The organism is Rhodococcus sp. Leaf278 (genome assembly GCF_001426085.1).
Classification (GTDB): domain Bacteria; phylum Actinomycetota; class Actinomycetes; order Mycobacteriales; family Mycobacteriaceae; genus Rhodococcoides.
The window spans coordinates 97053-118837 of record NZ_LMRR01000044.1 but is presented as its reverse complement, the minus strand read 5'-3'; the positions used below and the strand labels follow the sequence as shown (position 1 = coordinate 118837).

Here is a 21785-nt window from a genome sequence, read left to right as displayed (position 1 = left end):
GATTGCCGGATCCGCCGACCCTGTGTCCCCCGAATCGTGAGCAGCCGAAGCTGCAGTGATCAGCGTTCGATGATGGCCGTGACGCCCTGGCCACCGGCCGCGCAGATCGAGATCAGGCCACGGCCCGAGCCCTTCTCGGCCAGCATCTTCGCCAACGACGCGACAATGCGGCCGCCGGTCGCGGCGAACGGGTGGCCCGCGGCGAGCGAGGATCCGTTGACATTGAGCTTGCTGCGATCGATGGAACCGAGCGCGCCGTCCAGTCCCAGACGCTCCTTGCAGTACGCATCGCTCTCGAACGCCTGCAGCGTTGCGAGCACCACCGAGGCGAACGCCTCGTGGATCTCGTAGTAGTCGAAGTCCTGCAGCGTGAGGCCGTTACGGGCGAGCAGACGCGGAATCGCGTACGTCGGAGCCATCAGCAGGCCGTCCTTGAACGAGCTGTTGCCGTGGACGTAATCGACCGCTGCAGTCTCGGAATCGACCAGGTGCGCGAGCACCGGGAGGTTGCGCTCGGCAGCCCACTCGTCGCTCGACAGCAGTGCAGCCGACGCGCCGTCGGTGAGAGGCGTCGAGTTACCGGCCGTCATGGTGGCGTCGCCCAGCTTGGTTCCGAAGACCGGCTTGAGCGTGGCCAGCTTCTCGACGGTCGATCCCGGACGCAGGTTGTCGTCGCGCGTGAGGCCGAGGAACGGCGTCACCAGATCGTCGAAGAAACCGCGGTCGTAGGCGGCTGCCATGTTCTTGTGGCTCGCTGCGGCCAGTTCGTCCTGGTCCTCGCGGCGGACGCCGAATTCCTTGGCGGTGATGGCAGCGTGGTCGCCCATCGACAAGCCGGTGCGTGGCTCGCCGTTGCGCGGGATCTCGATGCCGAGCATGCCGGGACGGACGTTGCCGAGGAGCTTGATGCGATCGCCGGTGCTCTTGGCCCGGTTCAGGGAGAGCAGAAACTCACGCAGTTCGTCGTTGACGCCGATCGGGGCGTCGGAGGTGGTGTCGACGCCGCCACCGATTCCGGCATCGATACGGCCCGACGCGATGGCGTCGCCCACGGCGATGATCGACTGCAGGCCGGTGCCACAGGCCTGCTGGATGTCGAAGGCCGGGGTGTACGGGCTCAGCGCGCTACCGAGAACGACCTCGCGGGTGAGGTTGAAATCGCGCGAATGCTTGAGCACGGCACCGGCGGCGACGAGACCGAGGCGCTCGCCCTGCAGACCGAATCGCGATACGAGACCGTCGATGGTGGCAGTGAGCATGTCCTGGTTGGACGCCAGCGCGTACTTCTTGTCCGAACGCGCGAACGGAATGCGGTTGCCACCGACGATTGCGACCGGTCGTAGCTGCTTGCTTGTCACTGACGTCTCCAAACATCGTGGTCCCCAACATTGTGGGAAATGGCCCTGGTGGAGTTTCATCTTACTGGCGAGTAAGTTGGTTGTCGACACCCGGTCGTGCGCCTCGCTCCTCGAGCGAGCAGCGCTGAATGAAAGGTACGACAGTGGCAGCCTCCAAGGGAGCCCCAGATCTCTACTCAACGTTCCTCGCGTCCGCGCCGGGAGCCTTCATCGCCAAGCAGGCAGGCCTGCCGCAGCCCGAGAAGCTGCGTCGCTACAAGGCAGGCGAGCCCGCACTGGCCGGCCCGGTCCTGATCGGTGGCAGCGGCCGCCTCGTCGAACCCCTGCGTGAGCTGCTCTCGGACTACCCGCAGTCGCAGCCGCACGACGACAAGCACGGCGGACTCGTGTTCGACGCCACCGGCATCGGCAACGTTGCCGAGCTCGAGCAGCTCTTCAAATTCTTCCAGCCGGTCATCCGCAACCTGGCACCGTCGGCTCGCGTCGTCGTCATCGGCACCACCCCCGAGGAGACCTCGAGCGTCGACGAGCACATCGCTCAGCGCGCCCTCGAAGGCTTCACGCGCAGCGTCGGCAAAGAGGTCAAGCGCGGCGCCACGGCGCAGCTCGTCTACATCTCCCCCAACGCGTCGACGGGCCTCTCCGGCCTGGAGTCGACCCTCCGCTTCCTGCTCTCGGCCAAGTCCGCATTCGTCGACGGCCAGGTGATCGCCGTCGGTGACGCCGACTCGCAGGCACCGGCCTCGTGGGACAAGCCGCTCGCCGGCAAGGTAGCCGTCGTCACCGGCGCTGCCCGCGGCATCGGTGCCACCATCGCCGAGGTCCTCGCCCGCGACGGAGCCACCGTCATCGCAGCCGACATTCCCGCTGCCGGAGAAGCACTCTCGCAGACGGCCAACAAGGTCGGCGGTACCTCGCTCGCACTCGACGTCACCTCCCCCGACGCCGGCGAGGTCCTCTCGAAGCACCTGCTCGAGCGTCACGGCGGTGCCGACATCATCGTGCACAACGCCGGCATCACCCGCGACAAGACTCTCGCCAACATGGACGACGCCCGCTGGAACTCGGTCATCGGCGTCAACCTTGCTGCGCCGCAGCGCATCACCGACGAGCTTGTCGCATCCGGCGCACTCAAGGACGGCGGCCGCGTCGTCGACGTCTCCTCGATCGCCGGCATTGCGGGCAACCGTGGCCAGACCAACTACGGCACCTCCAAGGCCGGCGTCATCGGCCTGGTGCACGCCTCGGCACCGGTGCTGGCGAAGAAGAACATCACGATCAACGCCGTTGCGCCCGGCTTCATCGAGACCGCGATGACCGCGGCGATCCCGTTCGCCACCCGCGAGGCCGGACGACGCATGAGCTCGCTGCTGCAGGGCGGCGAGACCGTCGACGTCGCAGAGTTGGTCTCGTACTTCGCATCTCCCGCATCCAACGCCGTCACCGGCCAGGTCGTACGCGTGTGCGGCCAGAGCCTGCTCGGCGCATGAGCACCGTCACGCTCACCGCGCAGCCGAAGACATCCGACATCTACACCTCGGCTGCGCTCGGAGCACTGCCGTTCTTCGGATCCAGATCATCTTCGGTGCCCAGCACGGTGTACGAACTCAAGGGTCTGCGAGTGGACCCCGACAACCTCGCCGGGTACTGCCGCGCGACCGGGCTGCGCTTCGGCGATCAGCTGCCGGTGACCTACCCGTTCACGCTCGTCTTCCCGACGGTGATGAAACTGATGGTCTCCAAGGGCTTTCCGTTCGCAGCCATCGGATCGGTACACGCCGAGAACGTCATCGAGCAGTTCCGCGGCATCTCGGCGTCGGAGCCACTGGACATCCGAGTGCACGCGGAGAACCTGCGCGAGCACCGCAAGGGGTTGCTGGTAGATCTGATCAGCGAGGTCAAGGTAGGACGCGAGCTGGTCTGGAAGCAGACCTCCAGCTTCCTGAGCCTGCAGAAGACCTCGCTATCGGGTGGACCTCGTGAAACACCGCCTGCCGACGAGGTTCCGCCGCCCCCGACCCGCACCCTGCGCGTCGATCAGCGGATCATCAGCCGGTACGCGGCGATCTCCGGAGACCGCAACCCGATCCACGTATCCTCGCTCGGCGCAAAGGCATTCGGATTCCCGAAGACCATCGCGCACGGAATGTGGAGTGCGGCAGCAGTACTGCAGACCGTCGAGGGCCGAATCCCGGAGGCCGTGAACTACAGCATCCGCTTCGGCAAGCCGATCATCCTGCCCGCGACGATCAACGCCTACGCCGATGCCGTCGGTACGGGATGGGACCTGTCGCTGAAGAACCCGAAGAAGGGCTACCCGCATCTGACGGGAACCCTGCGGTAGCGACTGCTCGAACTCGGGTCGTTCCGCAGGCTCCACTCCTGCGCCCAGCTCGAAGTTGTGGACGAATTTCCTCGGATTTTCGTCCATAACTTCGAGTTCGGGGGCGCTGGTTCCGAAGCGCTAGGTCGTGACGGCCGACTCCGTCGCGGCGGTTTTCTTGCCGGCCAGGCCGCGCCAGGCCAGATTTTCCAACAGGTCCGCAGCCGCGTCGACCTCGATCTCGCCGCCCGCCACCCTGTCGGCCACGGCCTCGCCTGCACCGACCAACGCTACGGCCATGAGCCCGAAATTATGTGACTGATCCGGGTCCCTGGTGCTCATTGCCAGCAAACCCGCTGTCAATTCGATCAACCGGTCTCGGCTGCTCTGTACCTGCGAGGCAAACGCCTGCTGGCCGATGGCCTGACGGTAGAGCACCATCCACGACTTCCGGTTTTCACCGACGAATCCTAGGAAGCCGATCAGCGCTTTGCGCAACTGCTCGCGCGGGGTCAGAGTCGGGTCTGCGGCCGGAGTCAGGGCTTCGACGAATTTGACGCCCTCGCGATGGATGCACGCGGCGAACAGCTCGTCCTTCGACCCGTAGTACAAATACAGCATCGGTTTGGAGATGGCCGCCTTCTTGGCGATCGAATCCATCGATGTCTCGTGAAAACCGTTGTCGGAGAACACATCCACCGCCGCGTCGAGCATCTGCTGCTCACGGACGGCGCGGGGCAATCTCTTGGTGCCGCCAGCCATGGATCCTCCAATACGTACGAAGTACTAGACGTTACTCCACAGTAAGGTCCAGTAGCGCCCAATCAGGCTCCGCACGCCCCCTTGAACCGGGCCACCGTCGCTGCGGCATCGTCCACCTGAGCTGCCGGCAGGCGTCCCGTTGCGACCGCGTCCTCGAGATTGTCCAGCACCGCGGGCACCTGATCGGTAGTGAGCCACAGCGCCACATCGGCACCCGCAACCAATGCCGCCTCCACCGCGTCGACGATTCCGAGCCGCGCCGTGATCGCCGCCATGCCGCTGAGATCGTCGGTGAAAATCGGACCGTCGAACGGAGCTGCCCCATATCCGACGCCGTCGCGCAGCAAGGCCATCGCCGCCGGGCTGATGCTGGCGGGGACTCCGGGGTCGGTCAGTCCTGGCACGTCCAGATGACCGACCATGACGCCGACTCCGGTGGTGTTCAGCGCCGCGAACGGCAGCAGATCCGCGGTCTTCAACTCGTCGAGCGACGGAGTGGTGACGGCACCGGTGTGCGAATCGCCCGAGCCCGAGCCGTGCCCGGGAAAGTGCTTGATGACAGGCTTGACTCCCGCATCTTCCAGGCCGCGCGCATACGCCCCCGCGTACTCGACGACAACCTGCGGGTCGTCGGAGAACGACCGATCGCCGATGACGGAATCATCGGGCTGTGCACTCACATCGACCACCGGAGCGAAATCGACGGTGACCCCCAGATCCTTCAGGCCCCGGCCACGCGTCAACGCCTCCTGATACGCCTCGTCCACCGTCATCGTCTGTGCCAAGACCCGCGCCGACGGTGCCTCCCCCAGCAGATCCGCGACCCGAGAAACCCGCCCGCCCTCCTCGTCGATCGTGACCATCGGAGCCACCGCGGACGCGTCGAGCACCTGCGGTACCTCCCGATTGGCGAGCATCGACTCGTCGGTCCAACTGCCGACGAAGATGCCACCCACCTGTTCGGTGGACATGATCTGGACCGCATCCTGCGTCCCGGTAACTCCGACAGTGAGCAGTTGGGCCAAGCGCTGCCGCTCGGTCAAACCGTCGACGAAGGCGATGCAACCGTCGACGGGCGGCAGAGGTTGCGCGACAGTCGTGTCCGCTGCCGTCGTCGTAGAAGCAGGGGGCGCTGCCTGCGTCGACGCAACCGGGGTCGACTCGCTCGAGCACGAGACCAACAACCCCACACCGACCGTCATCACCGCTGCGGACCGAACAGAAAACCGAAGTCGCATGGAAGCGACGGTAGCCGAGATCGTCCGTATCGCCGCCGCCCCTCCGGTCCGGATCAATGTCCCTTTGTTGCACTCTGACCGACTGAAACCCACATTGATCCGGGGAGGGGGCGGGGTAATCTGGGCGAAAGCGACATGAGGAGGAGCTCGACCATGACCGCAGACCTCATCCTGATTGCCTACGACGGCTCCGACAACGCCAAACGAGCCATCGACTATGCGGGACGGTTTCTCACCACCTCCCGCGCGATCGTTGTCACGGCGTGGGAACCGATGGTTCGTCAAGCAGCTCGAATGTCCGGCCTGTCCGGCGTCATGCAGCCCGAATGGGTGCCCGACGACGAGGCCGAGGACGTTGCGCTCACCGACGCGAAAGTCACCAACAGTGAGGGCGTCGCGCTGGCCGAGGCCGCAGGCCTGAAGGTGGAAGGTCAGTGCACCGAATGCTCCGCCGCCATCTGGAGCGCGATCGTCGAGAAAGCCGACGAGATGGACGTCGACATCATCGTCACCGGCACCCGCGGTACCACCGGGCTGCGTGCACTACTGCAGAGTTCGGTGGCCGAACACGTGCTGCGACACAGTCATCGCCCCGTCCTGATCGTTCCCCCCGGCAAGTAGAGCGTCCGGCGGCTTGTTCGGCGGGTTCGAGTGATACCGTGATGCCCGCGTGGGGGTCCACCTCACCTGTTCGATCCGTGAGCCGACTGACTGGAGAACCGAGATGAAGTTCGCTGTCCCGGGTGTCATTGCCGCCGTCGTCGGAGCCGTACTGGGTGCAGGCGTCGTCTTCGGAGTCACCGCCGCTGCAGCCGACAACTCTCGTCCGGATATCGATCGCACCGGAAACGCCGACTCGTCCTTGCTGAACCAGGTTGAGTACGGCAGCCGCTGACGCTGGTCGCATTCGTGGATCGATGATCTCGGCCGAGCCGCTCGGCCGTAAATGGCTTCTCGGCGTCTCGGCTCTGGCATTTCTTCTCACTTTTCTGCAGGTCCCCGGCTTCACCGTCGCCGACACCAAATACGACCTGGCGCAGAACCCCCTCGGATTTCTCGCACGTGCCTCGCATCAGTGGAACAGTGCGGCACCTTTGGGCCAGGTGCAGAACCAGGCCTACGGCTACTTCTTCCCACACGGAGCGTTCTTCGCCGGCGGTGACCTTCTCTCCATCCCTCCGTGGATCACGCAGCGCATCTGGTGGGCACTGCTGCTCATCGCCGGGTTCTGGGGCCTCGTCCGACTCGCCGAGGCCCTCGGCATCGGCAGCCGCACTTCTCGCCTGATCGCGGCAACTGCATTCGTTCTGTCTCCGCGAGTGATCACCACCCTCGCGTCGATCTCGTCCGAGACGATGCCGATGATGCTCGCGCCATGGGTGCTCATCCCCATCGTTCGTTGCCTGAACACAGAGTCCGAGCGATACACGGTTCGGCGATCGGCGGCGCAATCGGCACTCGCCGTGGCGCTCATGGGTTCGGTCAATGCAGTCGCGACCGCTGCCGCAGTTCTGGTGGCCGTGATCTGGATGTTGTCCCATCGGCCGAACAAGCGCTGGCTCGTGTTCGGTTCCTGGTGGGCCGGCTTCCTCGTGCTCGCAACGCTGTGGTGGATTGTTCCACTGCTGTTGCTGGGCAGGGTCTCTCCACCATTTCTCGACTACATAGAGTCCTCGGGCACCACCACCCAGTGGACGTCGTTGACGGAAGTGTTGCGCGGCACCGGTAGTTGGACGCCGTTCGTCTCACCCGAGCGCGTCGCCGGTGCCGTTCTGGTGACCCAGCCTGCCGCCGTCATCGCAACGGGTTTGATCGCGGCCGCCGGAATCGCTGGGTTGGCGATGCGATCGATGCCCGCCCGAGGACGGCTGACGATCATGTTGTTCGTCGGTCTCGTCGGGCTCGGTGCCGGGTTCGTCGGCGATCTGGACGGTCCGTTCGCGGCAACAGTGCGAGTGTTCCTCGATTCGGCCGGCGCGCCTCTCCGCAACATTCACAAACTCGAGCCGGTCATTCGAATCCCGTTGGTACTGGGCTTGGCTCACCTGTTGGGCCGCGTTCCGCTGCCCGGGTCGGTGCCGCGGCCGCAGTGGCGATCGGCCGTCGCGCATCCGGAAAAGCAGCCGATGGTGGCTGTGACCGCCCTCGCACTCGTGGCGCTGGCGCTCTCCACCTCGCTGGCGTGGACGGGCAAGCTCGCGCCTCGCGGAGCTTACGAGGCCGTTCCGCAGTACTGGCACGACGCCGCGGACTGGCTCACCGCCCACGCGTCCGGGTCGAGTCCCGACGGGTCCGATGCGCAGCGTGCCCTGATCGTGCCCGGTGCACCGTTCGCCTTGCAGACCTGGGGACTGACCCGCGACGAGCCGTTGCAGGCTCTCGCCACGACGCCGTGGGCAGTCCGCGACGCCGTGCCGCTGACCCCGCCCGGAGCAATTCGCGCCCTCGATTCCGTGCAGCGACTCTTTGCGGACGGGCGTCCGTCCAGCGGACTGGCCGACACCCTCCAAGGGCAGGGCATCAGCTACGTCGTCGTACGCAACGACCTCGACCCAGAGAATTCTCGGTCCACCCGTCCGGCATCGGTGCACCAGGTGCTCGACGATTCGCCGGGGCTGGACCGAGTGGCCCAGTTCGGCGAGGACGTCGCTCCCGGTCAGGTCGACGGCGTTGTGCTCGACGGTGATCTGCGGCCACCGTATCCCGCTGTCGAGATCTATTCGGTGAACGGCGCGGCCGATACCCCCGCGTCGGGCCCTTACACGGTCGATCTCGATCGAGTCCCGGTGGTACAGGGCGGACCGGAGTCGATTCTGCGCTCGAACGAACTGCGCAACAACGGGATTCGCCTTCCTGTGCCCGCCGGTCCGACCTTGCTGGCGTCGGACGCAGCGGCCGCCGGCCTACCCGTGGACGCGGTGACGGTGACGGACACCCCGATGAACCGCGAGACGGACTTCGGCCAGGTCGACAATCACAACTCCGCACTGCGGGCCGCGGACGAGCCTCGGCGATCACTGAACGAGGTTCCCGACTACCCGGTGTACGGGGCGGAGACCGTGGACGCCGAGTGGGAGGGTGCGACGCTGACGGCGTCGAGCTCGGCATCGGACGCAACGCAGATCGGTGGCAGCGCCCCCGGTAGCGGTGTCGCGGCGGCAGTGGACGGAGATCTGGCCACCAGTTGGATCAGCAACGGCATCGAACGCGCTGTGGGGCAATGGCTTCAGTTGGACTTCGACACCCCGGTCCGCGGCGGTCTGCTGCACCTGCGCACCAGCCCCGGGACGATCGGCGACCCGGTGAAATGGGTCGAGGTCACCACCCCGAACGGTTCCACGGCGGCTCGGGTCGACAAGCCCGGGGACCCGATGACGGTGTCCTTGCCGGGCGGCGAAACGCCGTGGCTGCGCATCACCGCCAAGTCCACGGTCGACGGAACCCGCGGAAGCCAATTCGGCATCAGCGAGGTCTCGGTGGACGACTATTCCGATCGAGACAACCCGACCCCGGTGCCGATCGTGCACCGTGCCGTGTTGCCGGACACTCCGGACGGGGCACGCGTCGACGCGTGGGAACTCGGCCAGGAATTTCCCGGGCGCTCGGGATGCCTCGACACCGACGATCGAATCCGTTGCAGCAGTGGATTGTCCAAAGCTCCGGAGGAACTCGGGCGTTTCTCGCGCACGATCGAGGTGCCGATGGGTACCGCGGTCATCCCCGATCTGACGGTACGTACACGGCAGTCACCCGAGCTCGAGGCACTGCTGGCTCAGCCGGGTCGACCGCTGGCCAGCGGGGCATCGGACGTCGCAGACCTGGAGGGTTCGGCTTTCGCCGCCACCGACGGTGACCCGCGCACCTCATGGGCCGCACCGGAGAAGTCGATCACCGACCGTGCCGGCACCAATCCCACTCTGACCATCCAATTGCCCTCTCCCACAATGGTCGACGGGATCGAGCTCAGCCCCAGCCTCGGCGCACTACCGGCCCACCCCACCCGGGTCGCGGTCAACCTCGGCAACGGCCCGATGGTCCGCGACGTCGACACCGACGGTTCGACGACACTCGAGCTGGCACCGCAGGTGACCGACAGGATCGTGCTGTCCATCGTGGACTGGGACGGCGTCTTGGATCGAAACTCGTTGGGCTTCATCCAATCTCAACCACCCGGATTTGCCGAGGTCACTCCGCTGTCCGCCGGCGAGCCGATCGGTGCCCCGTACGACGGCGACCGTGAGATCACGGTGGACTGTTTCAACGGTCCCCTCGTCTCCATTGCCGGGCAGACGGTGCGCACGTCGGTGACCGCGACCGCCGACCGATTCCGCACCGGTGAGCCGCTGAAGGCGTCGGTGTGCGACGCCGCCACCCCGGTGAACGAGAACTTCGTCAACCCGGTGTCACTGCCCGAGGGCCGTCAGGACGTGGTGGTGGAGCCTGGAGCGTCGTTCTTCGTCGACGGTATTCGACTGCGCACCATGCCTGTTCCGGCCGATTGGCCGAAAAGCTCGGCACCACAGGCGGCGAGGACCACGGCCTGGAGCCCCGATCACCGCGAGGTGACGCTCACCTCGCGGGACGAGGATCGACTGTTGGTGATCCCGGAGAGCAACAACATCGGCTGGCACGCAACGATGCCCGGTGGCGTCGAACTCTCTCCTGTGGTGGTCGACGGCTGGCAGCAGGCCTGGATGGTTCCGGCGGGGGCGTCGGGCACGGTCTCGTTGGATTTCACCACCGACCGCTGGTATCGACTGGGCATCTTCGGTGGGCTACTGCTGTTGATCCCGTTGCTGATCGCGGCGATCCGCGCGCCCCGCACAGTCTCGAATCCGGGCCCGCCGCCGCGCACGTGGCGCGGTACCACAGTCGCATTCGTGGCGCTGCTCGCGGCGACGACCGTACTGGCCGGAATTGCGGGCGCAATCACTGTCGCGGTGATCGGAGTAGGTGCGGTGTATCTGGATCGCCGTTTCGATCGCGCCCTGTCGTCACGTGTATTGGTCTGCATCGCAGGCGGATTCGCGATGCTCGGCCCTGCGTTACTGTCGCTCGGTCCATGGCGATCGCCCGACGGGTACGTGGGCGGATCCTACGGAGTTCAGCTCGCAGCGCTGATCGGGATCGTCGCGCTTGCTATCAGTGCGATACGGCGACCGTGAGAGGTTTCTTCTTCGGAGCGAATCGCCGTCGAGCAGGTTCTTCGACCAGTGCGTAACTGGCCGCGGCCACCGGAATCGACAGCGCAAGTGTCACCGTCAGCACGAACCACATTCCGCCCGAGAACGGAACGATGCCGAACACCGGGAACACCACCGCGAGAACAGCCAAGTGCCAGATGAAGATTCCGTACGACCAACGACCCAGCGTGAGCATCACCGGATGCTCGAACACTCGGTGCCTGCGGCCGGTGTCGGCGAGTACCAGGGGCGAGAGCATCGCGAATGCGAGAACCGCACCGAAGACGATCTTGAGCTCGAACTGCCACGGCTCGGGCCGAACCAATCCCTGCGGGCCCGCCAGTGGAGTAACCGACAGTACGAAGGCCGTCACGGCGATCGACGGCATCACCCATCTGCGCCGAGCCCACCGATGCACCCAGGTCTGCGGTCCGACGGATACCTCGGCCAACACCATCCCGGCTGCGAACCAGGGGAGGTACCCGGGCAGCCAGTTGTCGTGGTGAATGGCATCGGCGGTCGTGATCGGCAGGAACGCCCACGACAGCGTCAGCGCGGATGCACTGAGCAGTACCGAGATTCGGTGCCGGGCCGAGGCCCCGCGCAATCGGACCATCAGCCACGCGAACACCGGCAGTAACAGATAGAAGGCCACTTCCACCGACAGCGACCACATCTGTGTCATACCCTCGGTCAGCGTCAACGGTACGAACACCTGCGTGAGCGAGAGATTGGCCAACCACACCCGGTAGTCCCCGCCCGCGTGCGGCAGGAACAGCAGCACCAGCACTGTGACCACCCAGTAGGCGGGCAGGATCCGCACGGCACGCGACCAGAAGTACCGGCGAGTGGGCTGAGCCTGCTCGAGTCCGCGCGCCTGCGCGGCATGGGGACGCCACAGCAGGAATCCCGAGAGCGCGAAGAAGATCGCCACCGTGAGATCGAACCTGCCCCAGATACGTCCCATGAGCGGCGAATTGGCCGCACCGGTCTGGAACGCGACGTGTGTGACGACGATGCCGATCGCGGCCAGCGCGCGCATTCCCTCGAGTGCAGGGACGAAACCGCGCAACGGCACGACGGATGCCGGTTCTGTGGATTGACTCATGGTGCCCTCGAGTGTGCCGTGTCGAACCGGCGTGGACGAGACCGGCACCACTGTCGACTGTTACTGTCACCTGCGACGTGTCGTAAGAAATCGGGCATCGGGTCGGGGGCGAACGTAGGTCCCGCCTGCGGTGTCTTCCAGTGAAGCGGTCGAACAAGGAGAATCAGCATGGCGGAGCGCTCAGGGCCGAGCCGGATATTGGCTCTTGTACTCATCGGCTTGGGTGCATTTCTGGTGGTCGCCGCCATCCTCATTCCGACCTATACGGTCTCGGCACTCGAGAAGACGCCATTGGACCTCGAGGTCACCACCGTCTCCACCGGCGAAGGCAGTGTGCTCAACGCCAGCTCCCTCGCCGCCGGTCGCGCGGTCGTCGACCAGAACGTTCCGCTCGTCTCCCAGCGATTCGTCACCGTCGAGGATCCCGCCGACGCAGACATCATGACGCTGCAGGCCGGTCAGACCCTGCGACGTAGCGACAAGCAGGCCGACACCGGACTGTTGACCGCCAGCGTCGACCGCGTCACCATCGATCGCGTGACCTCGATGCCCGTCGAGAGCCCGATCGGCACCATCCAGGTGGCCGGCGACAAGCCCGCCGAGGAAGTTGCGCACACCGGTCTGCAGTACAAGTTCCCGTTCAACTCCGAGCAGAAGAGCTACCCGTACTTCGACGTCAACGCTCGTGCGTCCAAGGACATCGACTTCGTCGAGGCCACCGAGATCAACGGCACGCCGGTGTACCAGTACCAGCAGACCGTCGGCCCGGTGGACCTGTCGACGGTGGTCAACCTGCCGACCAACAAGGTGACCCTGCCCGCCGACACCTGGGGCGTCGAAGGCGGCGCTGCGCCGGTGACGATGACCCGCTGGTACGAGAACACCCGCACCCTGTACGTCGAGCCCGAGACCGGTGTCGTCGTCAAGGGCGAAGAGCAGATTCACCAGTACTACGCACGTGAGGCAGGCCAGCCCGAGGTCGACGTGCTCAACGCACCGATCACCTTCGACGAGAACACCGTCGAATACCAGATCCAGCAGGCCAAGGACGGCCAGGACAAGCTCTCGCTCTTCGGCCGCACCGTTCCGATCGTTGCCGGCATCCTCGGTGTCATCTCGCTGATCGCCGGAGTGTTCTTGCTCCTGCGCGGCGGAACCGGTGGACACCGTCAGCCCGCACGGGTCGACAATGCTCCGCGACCGAACCCCGCCGGCGGAGCTGCTCCCGCTCCTTCGAGCAACCGTGATTGGACGACGGATCGCACGGAAGAGATTCCGAGGACGAACCTCAACAAGGAGTAAATGCCTGCGCAGGAGTGAAGCCTGCGGAACGACCCAGATGACAGTGGCGTGGTTGAGTGCCCGTGAGGGCACGCAACCACGCCACTCGTCTGTGTGGGGACATCCTCTGCTGTGGCAGCGCATCTCGAGGCCGTGGGTCCATTCTTCGAGACCGCCGCCATCCGCGACCCGAATACCGAGGCCGATGGCGGATGGCGTCTCCACATCACCGGTGCGGACACAGAAAGTCTCCCGACGCCTGCGGCCGCTACCGCGCGAAGTCTGATTCGGAGGGTGCGGGTTCGCGGACGAGTCGCCAGCAGGTTTCGCCCCATCCGCGTCCACGTCGAGCAGGATCAGGTCTGCGTCTATTTTCGTTGGGCAGAGAATCCGACTACGTTCGCGATGACGTTGCAGCTTCCTCGATCCGAGGACGACTTTTCCGGCTATCCGATGGATTCTCCTGATTCCATTGTGGCCGTGTGCCTTTCGATTTGGCAGGAAGATCTACGAACAGGCTTGCTGGTGTGGGGACATCGCACACGGCGGGCCGACGGTGCCGTACACATCTCGTGACCGATCACCGAGATGACCGGCAGTCGACATCATCGGGTGGCAGCGGTGATGTCACGACGATGCCGTGACGCGGTTGCCCCACAACACCAATCCGCACACGACGACCATCGTCACTGCAGCGGTGACCGCGGCGACGGTGACGAACTGCGCCAGCGTCGAGGCCACGAACACCAACAGCAACACCTCCGCCGCGAGGGCGAACCAGGCGACGAAGGCAAGGTGGGTGCGCTCACCCGCGATGGCCCACAGCAGCGCGCTCTGCAATACGGCCAGGCATGCGCCCTGCAGCACGAACAGCCAGACATAGTTCTGCACACCGGAATACGTATCGCCGACCACCAACGGCAGCAACGGCGACGCCAGTGCCCCGCCGATCACCAGCACCGTGCCCAGACCGGCGACGACGGCCAGGGCCGAGCGCACCGCGGCCGCAGAATGCGCGGGGTTCGCCATCCGCGGATACAGCACCACCCCCACGGCCTGCGGCAACCAGAACGCCGCTTTCGACGCGACGGCACCGACGGCGTACAGCCCGGCCTCGTTGCTGCTGAGCAGAGTGCGCGCAAGGACCAGGTCCAGCGCCGACATCGCGATGAGCACCAATTGCACCTGCGATGCCTGCAGTACGGCCAGGACGGTGACCTTGGTTTCCGACACCGAGTTCTCCGGCACGCCTGCGGTCCACCGCGCACCGATGGCCACCGCGCCGATTCCGGCCGCCGTGGCCAGCAGGACCGAACCGGGTCCGCCGCCGAGTGCGAGCACCACCACTGCGGGCACCACCTTGCCGAAACCGGCCGCAGCCAGCACGAGACTCAGAGCGCCGAAACGCCCCCGCCCCTGCAACAATCCTTGTTCGGCGGCCAGCAGCACCAGCACCGGTGCCGCGATGACCGCGGACACGGTTGCTGTCATCGAGACATTCATGGCCGCGGACAGTGCGGGAGCGAGCGCCACCGCCAGCACACCCACGACCGCTGCACACCGATACCCGACGGTCCGCAACTCTCGAGAACTGCGCCCGCGCACCACTTCACGCGCAACGACGGACTGCAACGCCAACGCCGGGACTGCGAGAACCAGTTGCGCAGCAAGCAGACTCGCGAACTCGCCGTACCCCTCGACGCCGAGCATCCGGCTCGCGAGCACCTGCAGCAGATACGCCGCCACGTTCGCGAACATCGAACCGGCCGTCACCATCCCCATCCCGGCGGCCGACGCACCCGCGGTGTGGTCTGCCTCGGACGAGGCGCGGAAAGACATGAGCCCACGGTATAGGGTGCCGAGCATGGCGCGGTCGAGGTCGAGGTGGACGCCACCGCTCTACTCTCTGCTGCTCGCACTGGTGATTCTCGGGCCTCTTCTCGGCCCCGGCTACCTCTTGCTGCGCGACGCCGTCAGCACTCCCCGTTCCTACTTCACCGACTCCGCGTGGGGAATCGCCGACGCGGCCGCGCGAGCCGTCCCGCAGGACGCCGCAATCGCAGCATTGACGACGGTGTTCGACGGTGGCCTGGTCGTCAAGACAATCCTGCTGCTCGCATTGTGGCTGGCCGGCTGGGGCGCGGCGGTCATGGCTCGTGCGGTGTTACCGACGGCTCCGCTGCCGGCGCTGCTCGTCGCGTCGACCGTGGCGATGTGGAACCCGTACGTCGCCGAGCGTCTGCTGCAGGGACATTGGAGTCTGCTCGTCGGGTACGCCGCCCTCCCCTGGACCGTGGTTGCCGCACTCGCGGTCAGGCAGGGTCGTTCCTGGTGGGCCCTTGCCGTCTGCTCAGCCGCCGCCGGCCTCACCCCCACCGGCGCGCTGCTTGCTGCAACCGTCGCCCTGGTGATTCTTGCGCTCCCCGGGGGTGCCCGACGCGGACTGCGCGTGGTCACGGCCCTTCTGCTGGCGGCGGTGGCGTCGGCGCCGTGGCTGGTGGCAACAGCCGTGTCCGGCAGTGGCGTCGAGCAGGCGGATCCGGCCGGGTGGGCAGCGTTCGCGGCTCGTGCGGAGCCGGGCCTCGGCACGCTCGGCTCCCTGGCCGGCCTCGGCGGGATCTGGAATTCCGATGCTGTACCCGCTTCTCGTACCGGCATTTTCGCGTTCGTGGGCACGGCGCTGCTGCTGACCGTGGTTGCGTTGGGGGTGCGCCCGTTGGTCAGGCGTCGAAGGAATCCGGTGATTCTGGGACTCGGTGTTGTTGCGCTGCTTGCCGTATTCGTTCCCGCACTGGCTGCGACGGGACCGGGCCTCGCGATGGCTCGCGCACTGGGTGAGACCGTTCCCGGTGCTGGACTGCTCCGCGACTCTCAGAAGTGGGTGGCCCTGGCGATGCCGATCTACGCGTTGGCCGCCGCGGCCGCGTTTACTCCCCGGCGTCGACCGAATCCGGTGCAGCCAACCGCGCTGAGCGCGGTTCAGCGCACCCGATTCGGCAGCGCCGTCGCGATTGTGGCCCTGCTGATCGCATTACCCGACCTGGCCTGGGGCGTCGGGAACTCGATGCGGCCCGTGACGTACCCGGCGTCCTGGCAGGCGGTCGCAGCGCAATTGCAGGGCAGCACAGGCGATGTCGCAGTTCTACCGGCCGGCATGTTTCGCCGCTTCCCCTACAGCGGCACTGCGCCGGTTCTCGATCCGGCACCGCGGATGCTGCCACTGGACGTGTTACAGACCGGCGAGCTCATCGTCGCGGGCGGCACGGTGCGGGGCGAGGGAACCCGGGCCACCGAAGTCCAGAATGCTTTGCTCGCAGGCGAATCCGCGGAGACACTCGCAGAATTGGGCGTCGGGTGGGTGTTGGTGGAGAACACCACCCCCGGTGAGCTCGGCGACTCCGCGCGGACGCTGAACCGGTTGGATGCCGTGTACTCGGACGAGCAGCTCACGCTCTATCGGGTGTCCGATCCAATAATCATCCAGAGCCGCTCGAACACGGCCGTCGTCGTCGCCCACCTCGCGTGGGCACTGCTGCTTCTCGGGGGACTAGCGGTAGGACTGCTGGGCCGATTCCGAGTGCGGCGCACCCACCAGCCCTGACGACCACGTTCCACGCGTCGTCGCGTCGAGCACCGAGTACACACCGTCCGCGCACTGTTCCCACGAGAACTCACCCGCGCGCACACGCGCTTTCTCGCCCAGGCGAGTGCGAGCTTCGGCGTCCTGCAGCAGCTCCGAGACGGCCTGGGTGAGGCCGGAGACGTCCCGGTCGTCGACCGACTGTCCGCCCACCAGAATGCCGGTCACGCCGTCGATGACCGAATCGGTGAGGCCCTTGGAACTTCGGTAGCCGACGGTCGGCACGCCGTGTTGAGCGGCTTCGACGACTGCGAGACCCCAGCCCTCCTTACGCGAGGGCATGACGTGCACCCACGAACGGCCGAGCAACTCGTGCTTGCGCTCCTCGTCGACGTGGCCGTGGAAGGTGACGTACTGCTCGATCCCCAGTTCACTCACGTAGTCGCGGAGGTTCTGCTCCCACCAGCCGCCACCGATGACGTCGAGGTGGATGTCGGGGACTCGGCCTCGCAGCGCCGCGACGACGTCGAGAGCGTCGTCGATCTGCTTGTGCGGAACCAACCTGGACAACACGGTGAGCGACGGGTGCGCGGTGCGGGTGCTCTCGTCGCCCTCCGGCACCGACTGCGGGATCTCGTCGGCTCCGTTGCGGACCACAGCGATGCGCTCGCGGTCGACGCCGAGCGCGATCAGCTCGTCCGCAGACGGCAGGGACACCGTCAGGTACTGATTGCGACGGTGCACTCGGGGAGAAACCGTCGATTCGAGCCACCAGCCGAGCTTGGCCATCATCGGGCCGGCGACCGGCCATTGCTCACGGTGGCAGTGGTGCACAAGCAGGGTCACCGGAACGCCGAGTGCTGCGCGCGAGAAGAAAGGAATGCCGTTCTGGGTGTCGATCACCGCGTCAGGCGCGATGCCCTTGAGCGGGCCGAAACCGAGTCGCCCGGCTGCGATGGCGGCCAATGCGCGGGGATACACCGACAGGCGGCCACCACCGCGGCTGATGCGAATGCCGTCGACGATCTCCTCGGCGGGAGCTCCGGGGTACGACGCCGTCCTCAGCGTGACGCGTACGCCGCGTCGAGCCAGACCTGCGCCGACCTGCTCGAGGTAACGCTCACTGCCGCCGCCCTGCGGGTGCCCGGTATCGCGCCAGCACAGCAACAGAACCTCGCGCACAGCTCGCTTCACCCAATTTCCGCATGCTCGTCGATTACCGCTGCCACAGTAACCGCTAGGGTTCGTTTTCGTGACTTCCGCCGTGACACGTCTGTTCGCCTCCCGCGCGACCTTGCGCCGTTCGGTGAGTCTGCTGAAGGACTTCGGCCACGAACAGAGCGCTCCGGACATCTTCTACGGGGCTTTGGCGCGTGATTCCGTCGAGCTGATCGGCGACCTGTACCGAGGCCTGACGGGCACCGACATGTCCGCAGCGACGGTATTGGACGTCGGCGGCGGCCCCGGCTACTTCGCCGAGGTGTTCGGCGCGAGTTGTGCGCGCTACCTGCCCGTCGAACCCGACGCATCCGAGATGCACGCGGCGGGACTGCAGATCCCCGGTTCGGTACGCGGCTCCGGTATGGCACTGCCCTTTCGCGACGACAGTGTCGACATCTGCTTCTCGTCCAACGTCGCCGAACACGTCCGCGAGCCCTGGACCATGGCCGAGGAGATGCTCCGTGTCACCAAGCCCGGCGGCCTGACAGTGCTTTCGTACACCATCTGGTTCGGCCCGTTCGGCGGTCACGAGACCCGCCCGTGGCACTACCTCGGCGGCGAATACGCGGCCCGCCGCTACGCTCGCACCACCGGACACGAACCGAAGAATCGCTTCGGCGAATCACTGTTCGACATCAGCGCCTCCGACGGATTACGTTGGGCGCGAAGCACTCCCAACGCAACGTTACTGGCGGCTTTTCCGCGCTATCACCCGCGCTGGGCATGGTGGATGATGCGCGTTCCGATACTCCGCGAGTTCTTGGGCAGCAACCTCGTCCTCGTTCTGAAACCAACTGGATAGTCTGGGCCGATGACGGCACTCGCGCTCGACATCGGCGGCACCAAGATGACAGCGGCACTCGTCGGCGAGGACGGTCGGCCGCAGAACCCGGTGACGACGTCGACCCCGGAGTCCGGAGTGTGGCGGGCATGCGCTTCGCTGCTTCGGAAGATCGCTCCTGGACAGCACATCGACCGCATCGGCGTCGCCTGTTCCGGGCCGGTGAACCTCGAGACCGGATCGGTCGCACCGATCAACATCGAGGAGTGGAAGAACGGCTTCGGTCTACGCGATCACATCTCCGCCGTGCTTCCCGACGCCGACATACGGCTGGCGATGGACGGCAGCGCAGCGGCTCTGGGCGAGTACCGCTTCGGTGCTGCCGTGGGTGTGCCCGACGTGCTGAGCCTGGTGGTGTCGACCGGCATCGGCGGTGGGTTGGTGCTGGGCGGAAAGATCGTCGCCGGGGCCAGCGGCAACGCCGGGCACATCGGCCACATCGTCGTTCCCGGTTCGACGACGCCCTGTGCGTGCGGCGGAATCGGGTGCGTCGAAACGGTGTCGAGTGGGCCCTCGGCGGTGCGGTGGGCGCGCGAACAGGGGTGGCCGGGGAGCACTGGTGTCGAATTGGCCGCAGACGCCGCCGCGGGCGAAACGCGCGCCATCACCGCGCTGCAACGAGCCGGAGTCGCGCTCGGTCAGGCCATTGCGTCGGCCGTCGCACTGACCGATGTACGCATGGTGGTGATCGGCGGCGGCTTCGCTCAGGCCGGCCCGCCGCTGTGGGACCCGATTCGAGAGTCGATCGCACTACACGCGCGGTTGAAATTTCTCGACGGTCTACAGGTGGTGCCCGCGGCGCTCGGTGGCCTGGGAACCCTGGCCGGGGCAGCCGCACTCACTGCCTGACCCACACAGCCAGAACGGGGCCCACCCCTCGGTGAGCCCCGTTCCGTGTCGTGAATACTACGCGCCCAAACGCTGCTTCAGGGCGTCGAATTCGTCCTGAATTCCGGTGGGCAGCTTCTCGCCGACGAAGTCGAACCACTCCTGGATCAGCGGGATCTCGGCCTTCCACTCCTCGGTGTTCACCGCGAGTGCCTCGGCCACGTCGTCGACGGTGGTGTCGAGACCGTCGATGTCGAGTGCCTCGGCGGTGGGGACCACGCCGATCGGTGTTTCGACGCCCGCTGCCTTGTGCTCGATGCGCTCGACGATCCACTTGAGCACACGCGAGTTCTCACCGAATCCGGGCCACAGGAAGCGCTTGTCGTCGCCGCGGCGGAACCAGTTGACGTAGAACACCTTCGGCAGCTTGGACTCGTCGGCGTTCTTGCCGAGGTCGATCCAGTGCTGGAAGTAATCGCCCACGTTGTAACCGAGGAACGGCAACATTGCCATCGGGTCGCGTCGGACGGTGCCGACGGTGCCCTCGGCGGCGGCGGTCTGCTCGGAGCCGACGGTGGCTCCCATGAACACTCCGTGCTGCCAATCGCGAGCCTCGGTCACCAGCGGAACGGTGGTCTTGCGACGTCCACCGAAGAGAATCGCCGAAATCGGCACACCCTTGGGGTCGTCCCACTCCGGAGCCATGGACGGGCACTGCGCCATCGGTACGCAGTAACGCGAATTGGGATGTGCGGCATCGGTTCCGGACTCGGGGGTCCAGTCGTTGCCCTTCCAGTCGATCAGGTGATCGGGCTTGCCTTCGAGGCCCTCCCACCACACGTCTCCGTCGTCGGTCATGCCGACGTTGGTGAAGACGGAGTTGCCCTGATCGATGGTCTTCATCGCATTCGGGTTCGAGTCCCAGTTGGTGCCGGGCGCGACACCGAAGAAACCGAACTCGGGGTTGACGGCGTAGAGACGACCGTCCTCACCGAATCGCATCCACGCGATGTCGTCGCCGATGGTCTCTGCGCGCCAGCCCGGAATGGTCGGCTGAATCATCGCGAGGTTGGTCTTGCCACATGCGGACGGGAAGGCCGCCGCAATGTAGTAGGCCTTGTCCTCGGGCGAGATCAGCTTGAGGATCAGCATGTGCTCGGCGAGCCAGCCCTCGTCGTGGGCCATCGCCGAGGCGATGCGCAGCGAGTAGCACTTCTTGCCCAGCAGAGCGTTGCCGCCGTAGCCGGATCCGTAGCTCCAGATCTCGCGATCCTCGGGGAAGTGCGTGATGTATTTGGTGTCGTTGCACGGCCACGGCACGTCGGCCTGGCCTTCGGCGAGCGGTGCGCCGAGCGAGTGCAGCGCCTTGACGTAGAACCCGTCCTCGCCGATCTTGTCCAACGCAGCCTGGCCCATGCGGGTCATCACGCGCATGGAGATGACGACGTACTCGGAATCGGTGAGCTCGACGCCCAGCTTCGGATCCGCAGCGTCGAGCGGGCCCATGCAGAAGGGAACGACGTACATGGTGCGTCCGCGCATGCAACCGCGGTAGAGATCGGTCATCAGCGTCCGCATCTCGGACGGGTCCATCCAGTTGTTGGTGGGACCGGCGTCGATCTCTTCCTTGGAACAGATGTACGTGCGCGATTCGACACGGGCGACGTCCGACGGATCGGAGTTGCCGAGGAACGAGTTGGGCTTCTTCTCGTCGTTGAGACGAGTGAAGGTGCCTGCCTCGACCAGCTTGTCGGTCAGGCGCTCCCATTCGGCGTCGGATCCGTCAGCGAACACCACGGAGTCCGGTTCGGTCAGTTCGGCTACCTGAGCAACCCAGGCAAGCAGTTCTTTGTGTCGAGTCGGCACGCTGTCGGTGCCGCTCAAACCGGGAATGGTCGCTGAGGTCATCTAACTCTCCTGGGGTTAGCCGGAACCGGGAAGAATTCGCACGATCGCTGTGGGCAAGCACGCACGAGTAGATCTCGGTTTTCCCCTCTCGGCGGGGCGCTGCTCGACCGTTCGAGCTGCAGTACACCATGTTACTGGGTACGGCAAGCCGAGG

Annotated in this window: 17 protein-coding genes; 10 read left to right on the top strand and 7 right to left on the bottom strand. The window is 66.0% G+C overall.

Annotation, left to right across the window (positions count from 1 at the left end):
* Positions 1-59 precede the first annotated feature (59 nt).
* A complete protein-coding gene (locus tag ASG84_RS24935) occupies positions 60-1358 on the bottom strand; it encodes an acetyl-CoA C-acetyltransferase (protein WP_057479642.1) in 1299 nt (432 codons plus the stop codon).
* Positions 1359-1501: 143 nt separating this feature from the next.
* Here ASG84_RS24935 and ASG84_RS24930 point away from each other — a divergent pair, with 143 nt between their 5' ends.
* Positions 1502-2848, top strand: a complete 1347-nt coding sequence (locus tag ASG84_RS24930; RefSeq protein WP_057479733.1) for a 3-oxoacyl-ACP reductase — start codon at positions 1502-1504, stop codon at positions 2846-2848.
* Entirely contained in the window at positions 2845-3702 is an 858-nt protein-coding gene (locus tag ASG84_RS24925; protein WP_032405280.1) for a MaoC/PaaZ C-terminal domain-containing protein, read from the top strand. The genes ASG84_RS24930 and ASG84_RS24925 overlap by 4 nt, the downstream gene beginning before the upstream one ends.
* Before the next feature lie 120 nt (positions 3703-3822).
* On the opposite strand, the gene ASG84_RS24920 is transcribed toward ASG84_RS24925, so the two are convergent.
* Both ASG84_RS24920 and ASG84_RS24915 read right to left on the bottom strand, forming a co-directional pair.
* Positions 3823-4443 (bottom strand): TetR/AcrR family transcriptional regulator, encoded by a 621-nt coding sequence (locus tag ASG84_RS24920; RefSeq protein WP_057479641.1) that lies wholly within the window; start codon positions 4441-4443, stop codon positions 3823-3825.
* Between the two features lie 62 nt (positions 4444-4505).
* Complete coding sequence (locus ASG84_RS24915; protein WP_057479640.1) at positions 4506-5681, bottom strand: glycoside hydrolase family 3 N-terminal domain-containing protein; 1176 nt, start codon at positions 5679-5681, stop codon at positions 4506-4508.
* Positions 5682-5834: 153 nt separating this feature from the next.
* Between ASG84_RS24915 and ASG84_RS24910 the strand changes: the two genes are divergently transcribed.
* The 3 genes from ASG84_RS24910 to ASG84_RS24905 all read left to right on the top strand — a co-directional run bounded on the left by ASG84_RS24910 (position 5835) and on the right by ASG84_RS24905 (position 10846).
* Positions 5835-6302: a universal stress protein gene (locus tag ASG84_RS24910; protein ID WP_057479639.1), complete on the top strand. Its 468-nt coding sequence runs from the start codon at positions 5835-5837 to the stop codon at positions 6300-6302.
* Positions 6303-6405: 103 nt separating this feature from the next.
* Positions 6406-6576 (top strand): DUF2613 domain-containing protein, encoded by a 171-nt coding sequence (locus ASG84_RS27240; RefSeq protein WP_080730504.1) that lies wholly within the window; start codon positions 6406-6408, stop codon positions 6574-6576.
* A 22-nt stretch (positions 6577-6598) separates the two neighbouring features.
* Positions 6599-10846 carry an alpha-(1->3)-arabinofuranosyltransferase domain-containing protein gene (locus ASG84_RS24905; protein ID WP_057479638.1) on the top strand — a complete coding sequence of 1416 codons (4248 nt, stop codon included), beginning with the start codon at positions 6599-6601 and terminating at the stop codon, positions 10844-10846.
* On the opposite strand, the gene ASG84_RS24900 is transcribed toward ASG84_RS24905, so the two are convergent.
* Complete coding sequence (locus tag ASG84_RS24900; protein WP_057479732.1) at positions 10824-11972, bottom strand: acyltransferase family protein; 1149 nt, start codon at positions 11970-11972, stop codon at positions 10824-10826. The two genes, ASG84_RS24905 and ASG84_RS24900, sit on opposite strands and share 23 nt — an antisense overlap.
* 168 nt (positions 11973-12140) lie before the next feature.
* Between ASG84_RS24900 and ASG84_RS24895 the strand changes: the two genes are divergently transcribed.
* Both ASG84_RS24895 and ASG84_RS24890 read left to right on the top strand, forming a co-directional pair.
* The gene (locus ASG84_RS24895) at positions 12141-13274 is read left to right on the top strand and encodes a DUF3068 domain-containing protein (RefSeq protein ID WP_057479637.1); all 1134 of its coding nucleotides are present in this window, start codon (positions 12141-12143) and stop codon (positions 13272-13274) included.
* Positions 13275-13385: 111 nt separating this feature from the next.
* Positions 13386-13829 (top strand): hypothetical protein, encoded by a 444-nt coding sequence (locus ASG84_RS24890; protein ID WP_057479636.1) that lies wholly within the window; start codon positions 13386-13388, stop codon positions 13827-13829.
* Positions 13830-13880: 51 nt separating this feature from the next.
* Here ASG84_RS24890 and ASG84_RS24885 read toward each other — a convergent pair whose 3' ends face one another.
* On the bottom strand, positions 13881-15092 hold the full coding sequence (locus tag ASG84_RS24885) for a lipopolysaccharide biosynthesis protein (RefSeq protein WP_200936678.1): 1212 nt from the start codon (positions 15090-15092) through the stop codon (positions 13881-13883).
* Between the two features lie 25 nt (positions 15093-15117).
* Here ASG84_RS24885 and ASG84_RS24880 point away from each other — a divergent pair, with 25 nt between their 5' ends.
* Positions 15118-16854, top strand: coding sequence for a hypothetical protein (locus tag ASG84_RS24880; RefSeq protein WP_057479635.1), 1737 nt, complete (start codon positions 15118-15120; stop codon positions 16852-16854).
* Here the strand turns inward: ASG84_RS24880 and ASG84_RS24875 are convergent.
* Positions 16801-18015, bottom strand: a complete 1215-nt coding sequence (locus ASG84_RS24875) for a glycosyltransferase family 4 protein (RefSeq protein WP_057479634.1) — start codon at positions 18013-18015, stop codon at positions 16801-16803. The genes ASG84_RS24880 and ASG84_RS24875 overlap by 54 nt on opposite strands.
* Before the next feature lie 70 nt (positions 18016-18085).
* Here ASG84_RS24875 and ASG84_RS24870 point away from each other — a divergent pair, with 70 nt between their 5' ends.
* Both ASG84_RS24870 and ASG84_RS24865 read left to right on the top strand, forming a co-directional pair.
* A complete protein-coding gene (locus tag ASG84_RS24870) occupies positions 18086-18856 on the top strand; it encodes a class I SAM-dependent methyltransferase (RefSeq protein ID WP_235581834.1) in 771 nt (256 codons plus the stop codon).
* A 9-nt stretch (positions 18857-18865) separates the two neighbouring features.
* The gene (locus ASG84_RS24865; RefSeq protein WP_057479632.1) at positions 18866-19744 is read left to right on the top strand and encodes an ROK family protein; all 879 of its coding nucleotides are present in this window, start codon (positions 18866-18868) and stop codon (positions 19742-19744) included.
* A 57-nt stretch (positions 19745-19801) separates the two neighbouring features.
* On the opposite strand, the gene ASG84_RS24860 is transcribed toward ASG84_RS24865, so the two are convergent.
* Positions 19802-21631 (bottom strand): phosphoenolpyruvate carboxykinase (GTP), encoded by a 1830-nt coding sequence (locus ASG84_RS24860; RefSeq protein WP_057479631.1) that lies wholly within the window; start codon positions 21629-21631, stop codon positions 19802-19804.
* Positions 21632-21785: the final 154 nt, after the last annotated feature.

What these genes read in the sequence shown, in the direction of transcription:
- ASG84_RS27240 (WP_080730504.1), top strand. Translation starts at nt 6,406, where the DNA reads ATGAAGTTCGCTGTCCCGGGTGTCATTGCCGCCGTCGTCGGAGCCGTA.
- ASG84_RS24910 (WP_057479639.1), top strand. Translation starts at nt 5,835, where the DNA reads ATGACCGCAGACCTCATCCTGATTGCCTACGACGGCTCCGACAACGCC.
- ASG84_RS24925 (WP_032405280.1), top strand. Translation starts at nt 2,845, where the DNA reads ATGAGCACCGTCACGCTCACCGCGCAGCCGAAGACATCCGACATCTAC.
- ASG84_RS24860 (WP_057479631.1), bottom strand. Translation starts at nt 21,631, where the DNA reads ATGACCTCAGCGACCATTCCCGGTTTGAGCGGCACCGACAGCGTGCCG.
- ASG84_RS24895 (WP_057479637.1), top strand. Translation starts at nt 12,141, where the DNA reads ATGGCGGAGCGCTCAGGGCCGAGCCGGATATTGGCTCTTGTACTCATC.
- ASG84_RS24885 (WP_200936678.1), bottom strand. Translation starts at nt 15,092, where the DNA reads ATGTCTTTCCGCGCCTCGTCCGAGGCAGACCACACCGCGGGTGCGTCG.
- ASG84_RS24920 (WP_057479641.1), bottom strand. Translation starts at nt 4,443, where the DNA reads ATGGCTGGCGGCACCAAGAGATTGCCCCGCGCCGTCCGTGAGCAGCAG.
- ASG84_RS24905 (WP_057479638.1), top strand. Translation starts at nt 6,599, where the DNA reads ATGATCTCGGCCGAGCCGCTCGGCCGTAAATGGCTTCTCGGCGTCTCG.
- ASG84_RS24900 (WP_057479732.1), bottom strand. Translation starts at nt 11,972, where the DNA reads ATGAGTCAATCCACAGAACCGGCATCCGTCGTGCCGTTGCGCGGTTTC.
- ASG84_RS24915 (WP_057479640.1), bottom strand. Translation starts at nt 5,681, where the DNA reads ATGCGACTTCGGTTTTCTGTTCGGTCCGCAGCGGTGATGACGGTCGGT.
- ASG84_RS24865 (WP_057479632.1), top strand. Translation starts at nt 18,866, where the DNA reads ATGACGGCACTCGCGCTCGACATCGGCGGCACCAAGATGACAGCGGCA.
- ASG84_RS24880 (WP_057479635.1), top strand. Translation starts at nt 15,118, where the DNA reads ATGGCGCGGTCGAGGTCGAGGTGGACGCCACCGCTCTACTCTCTGCTG.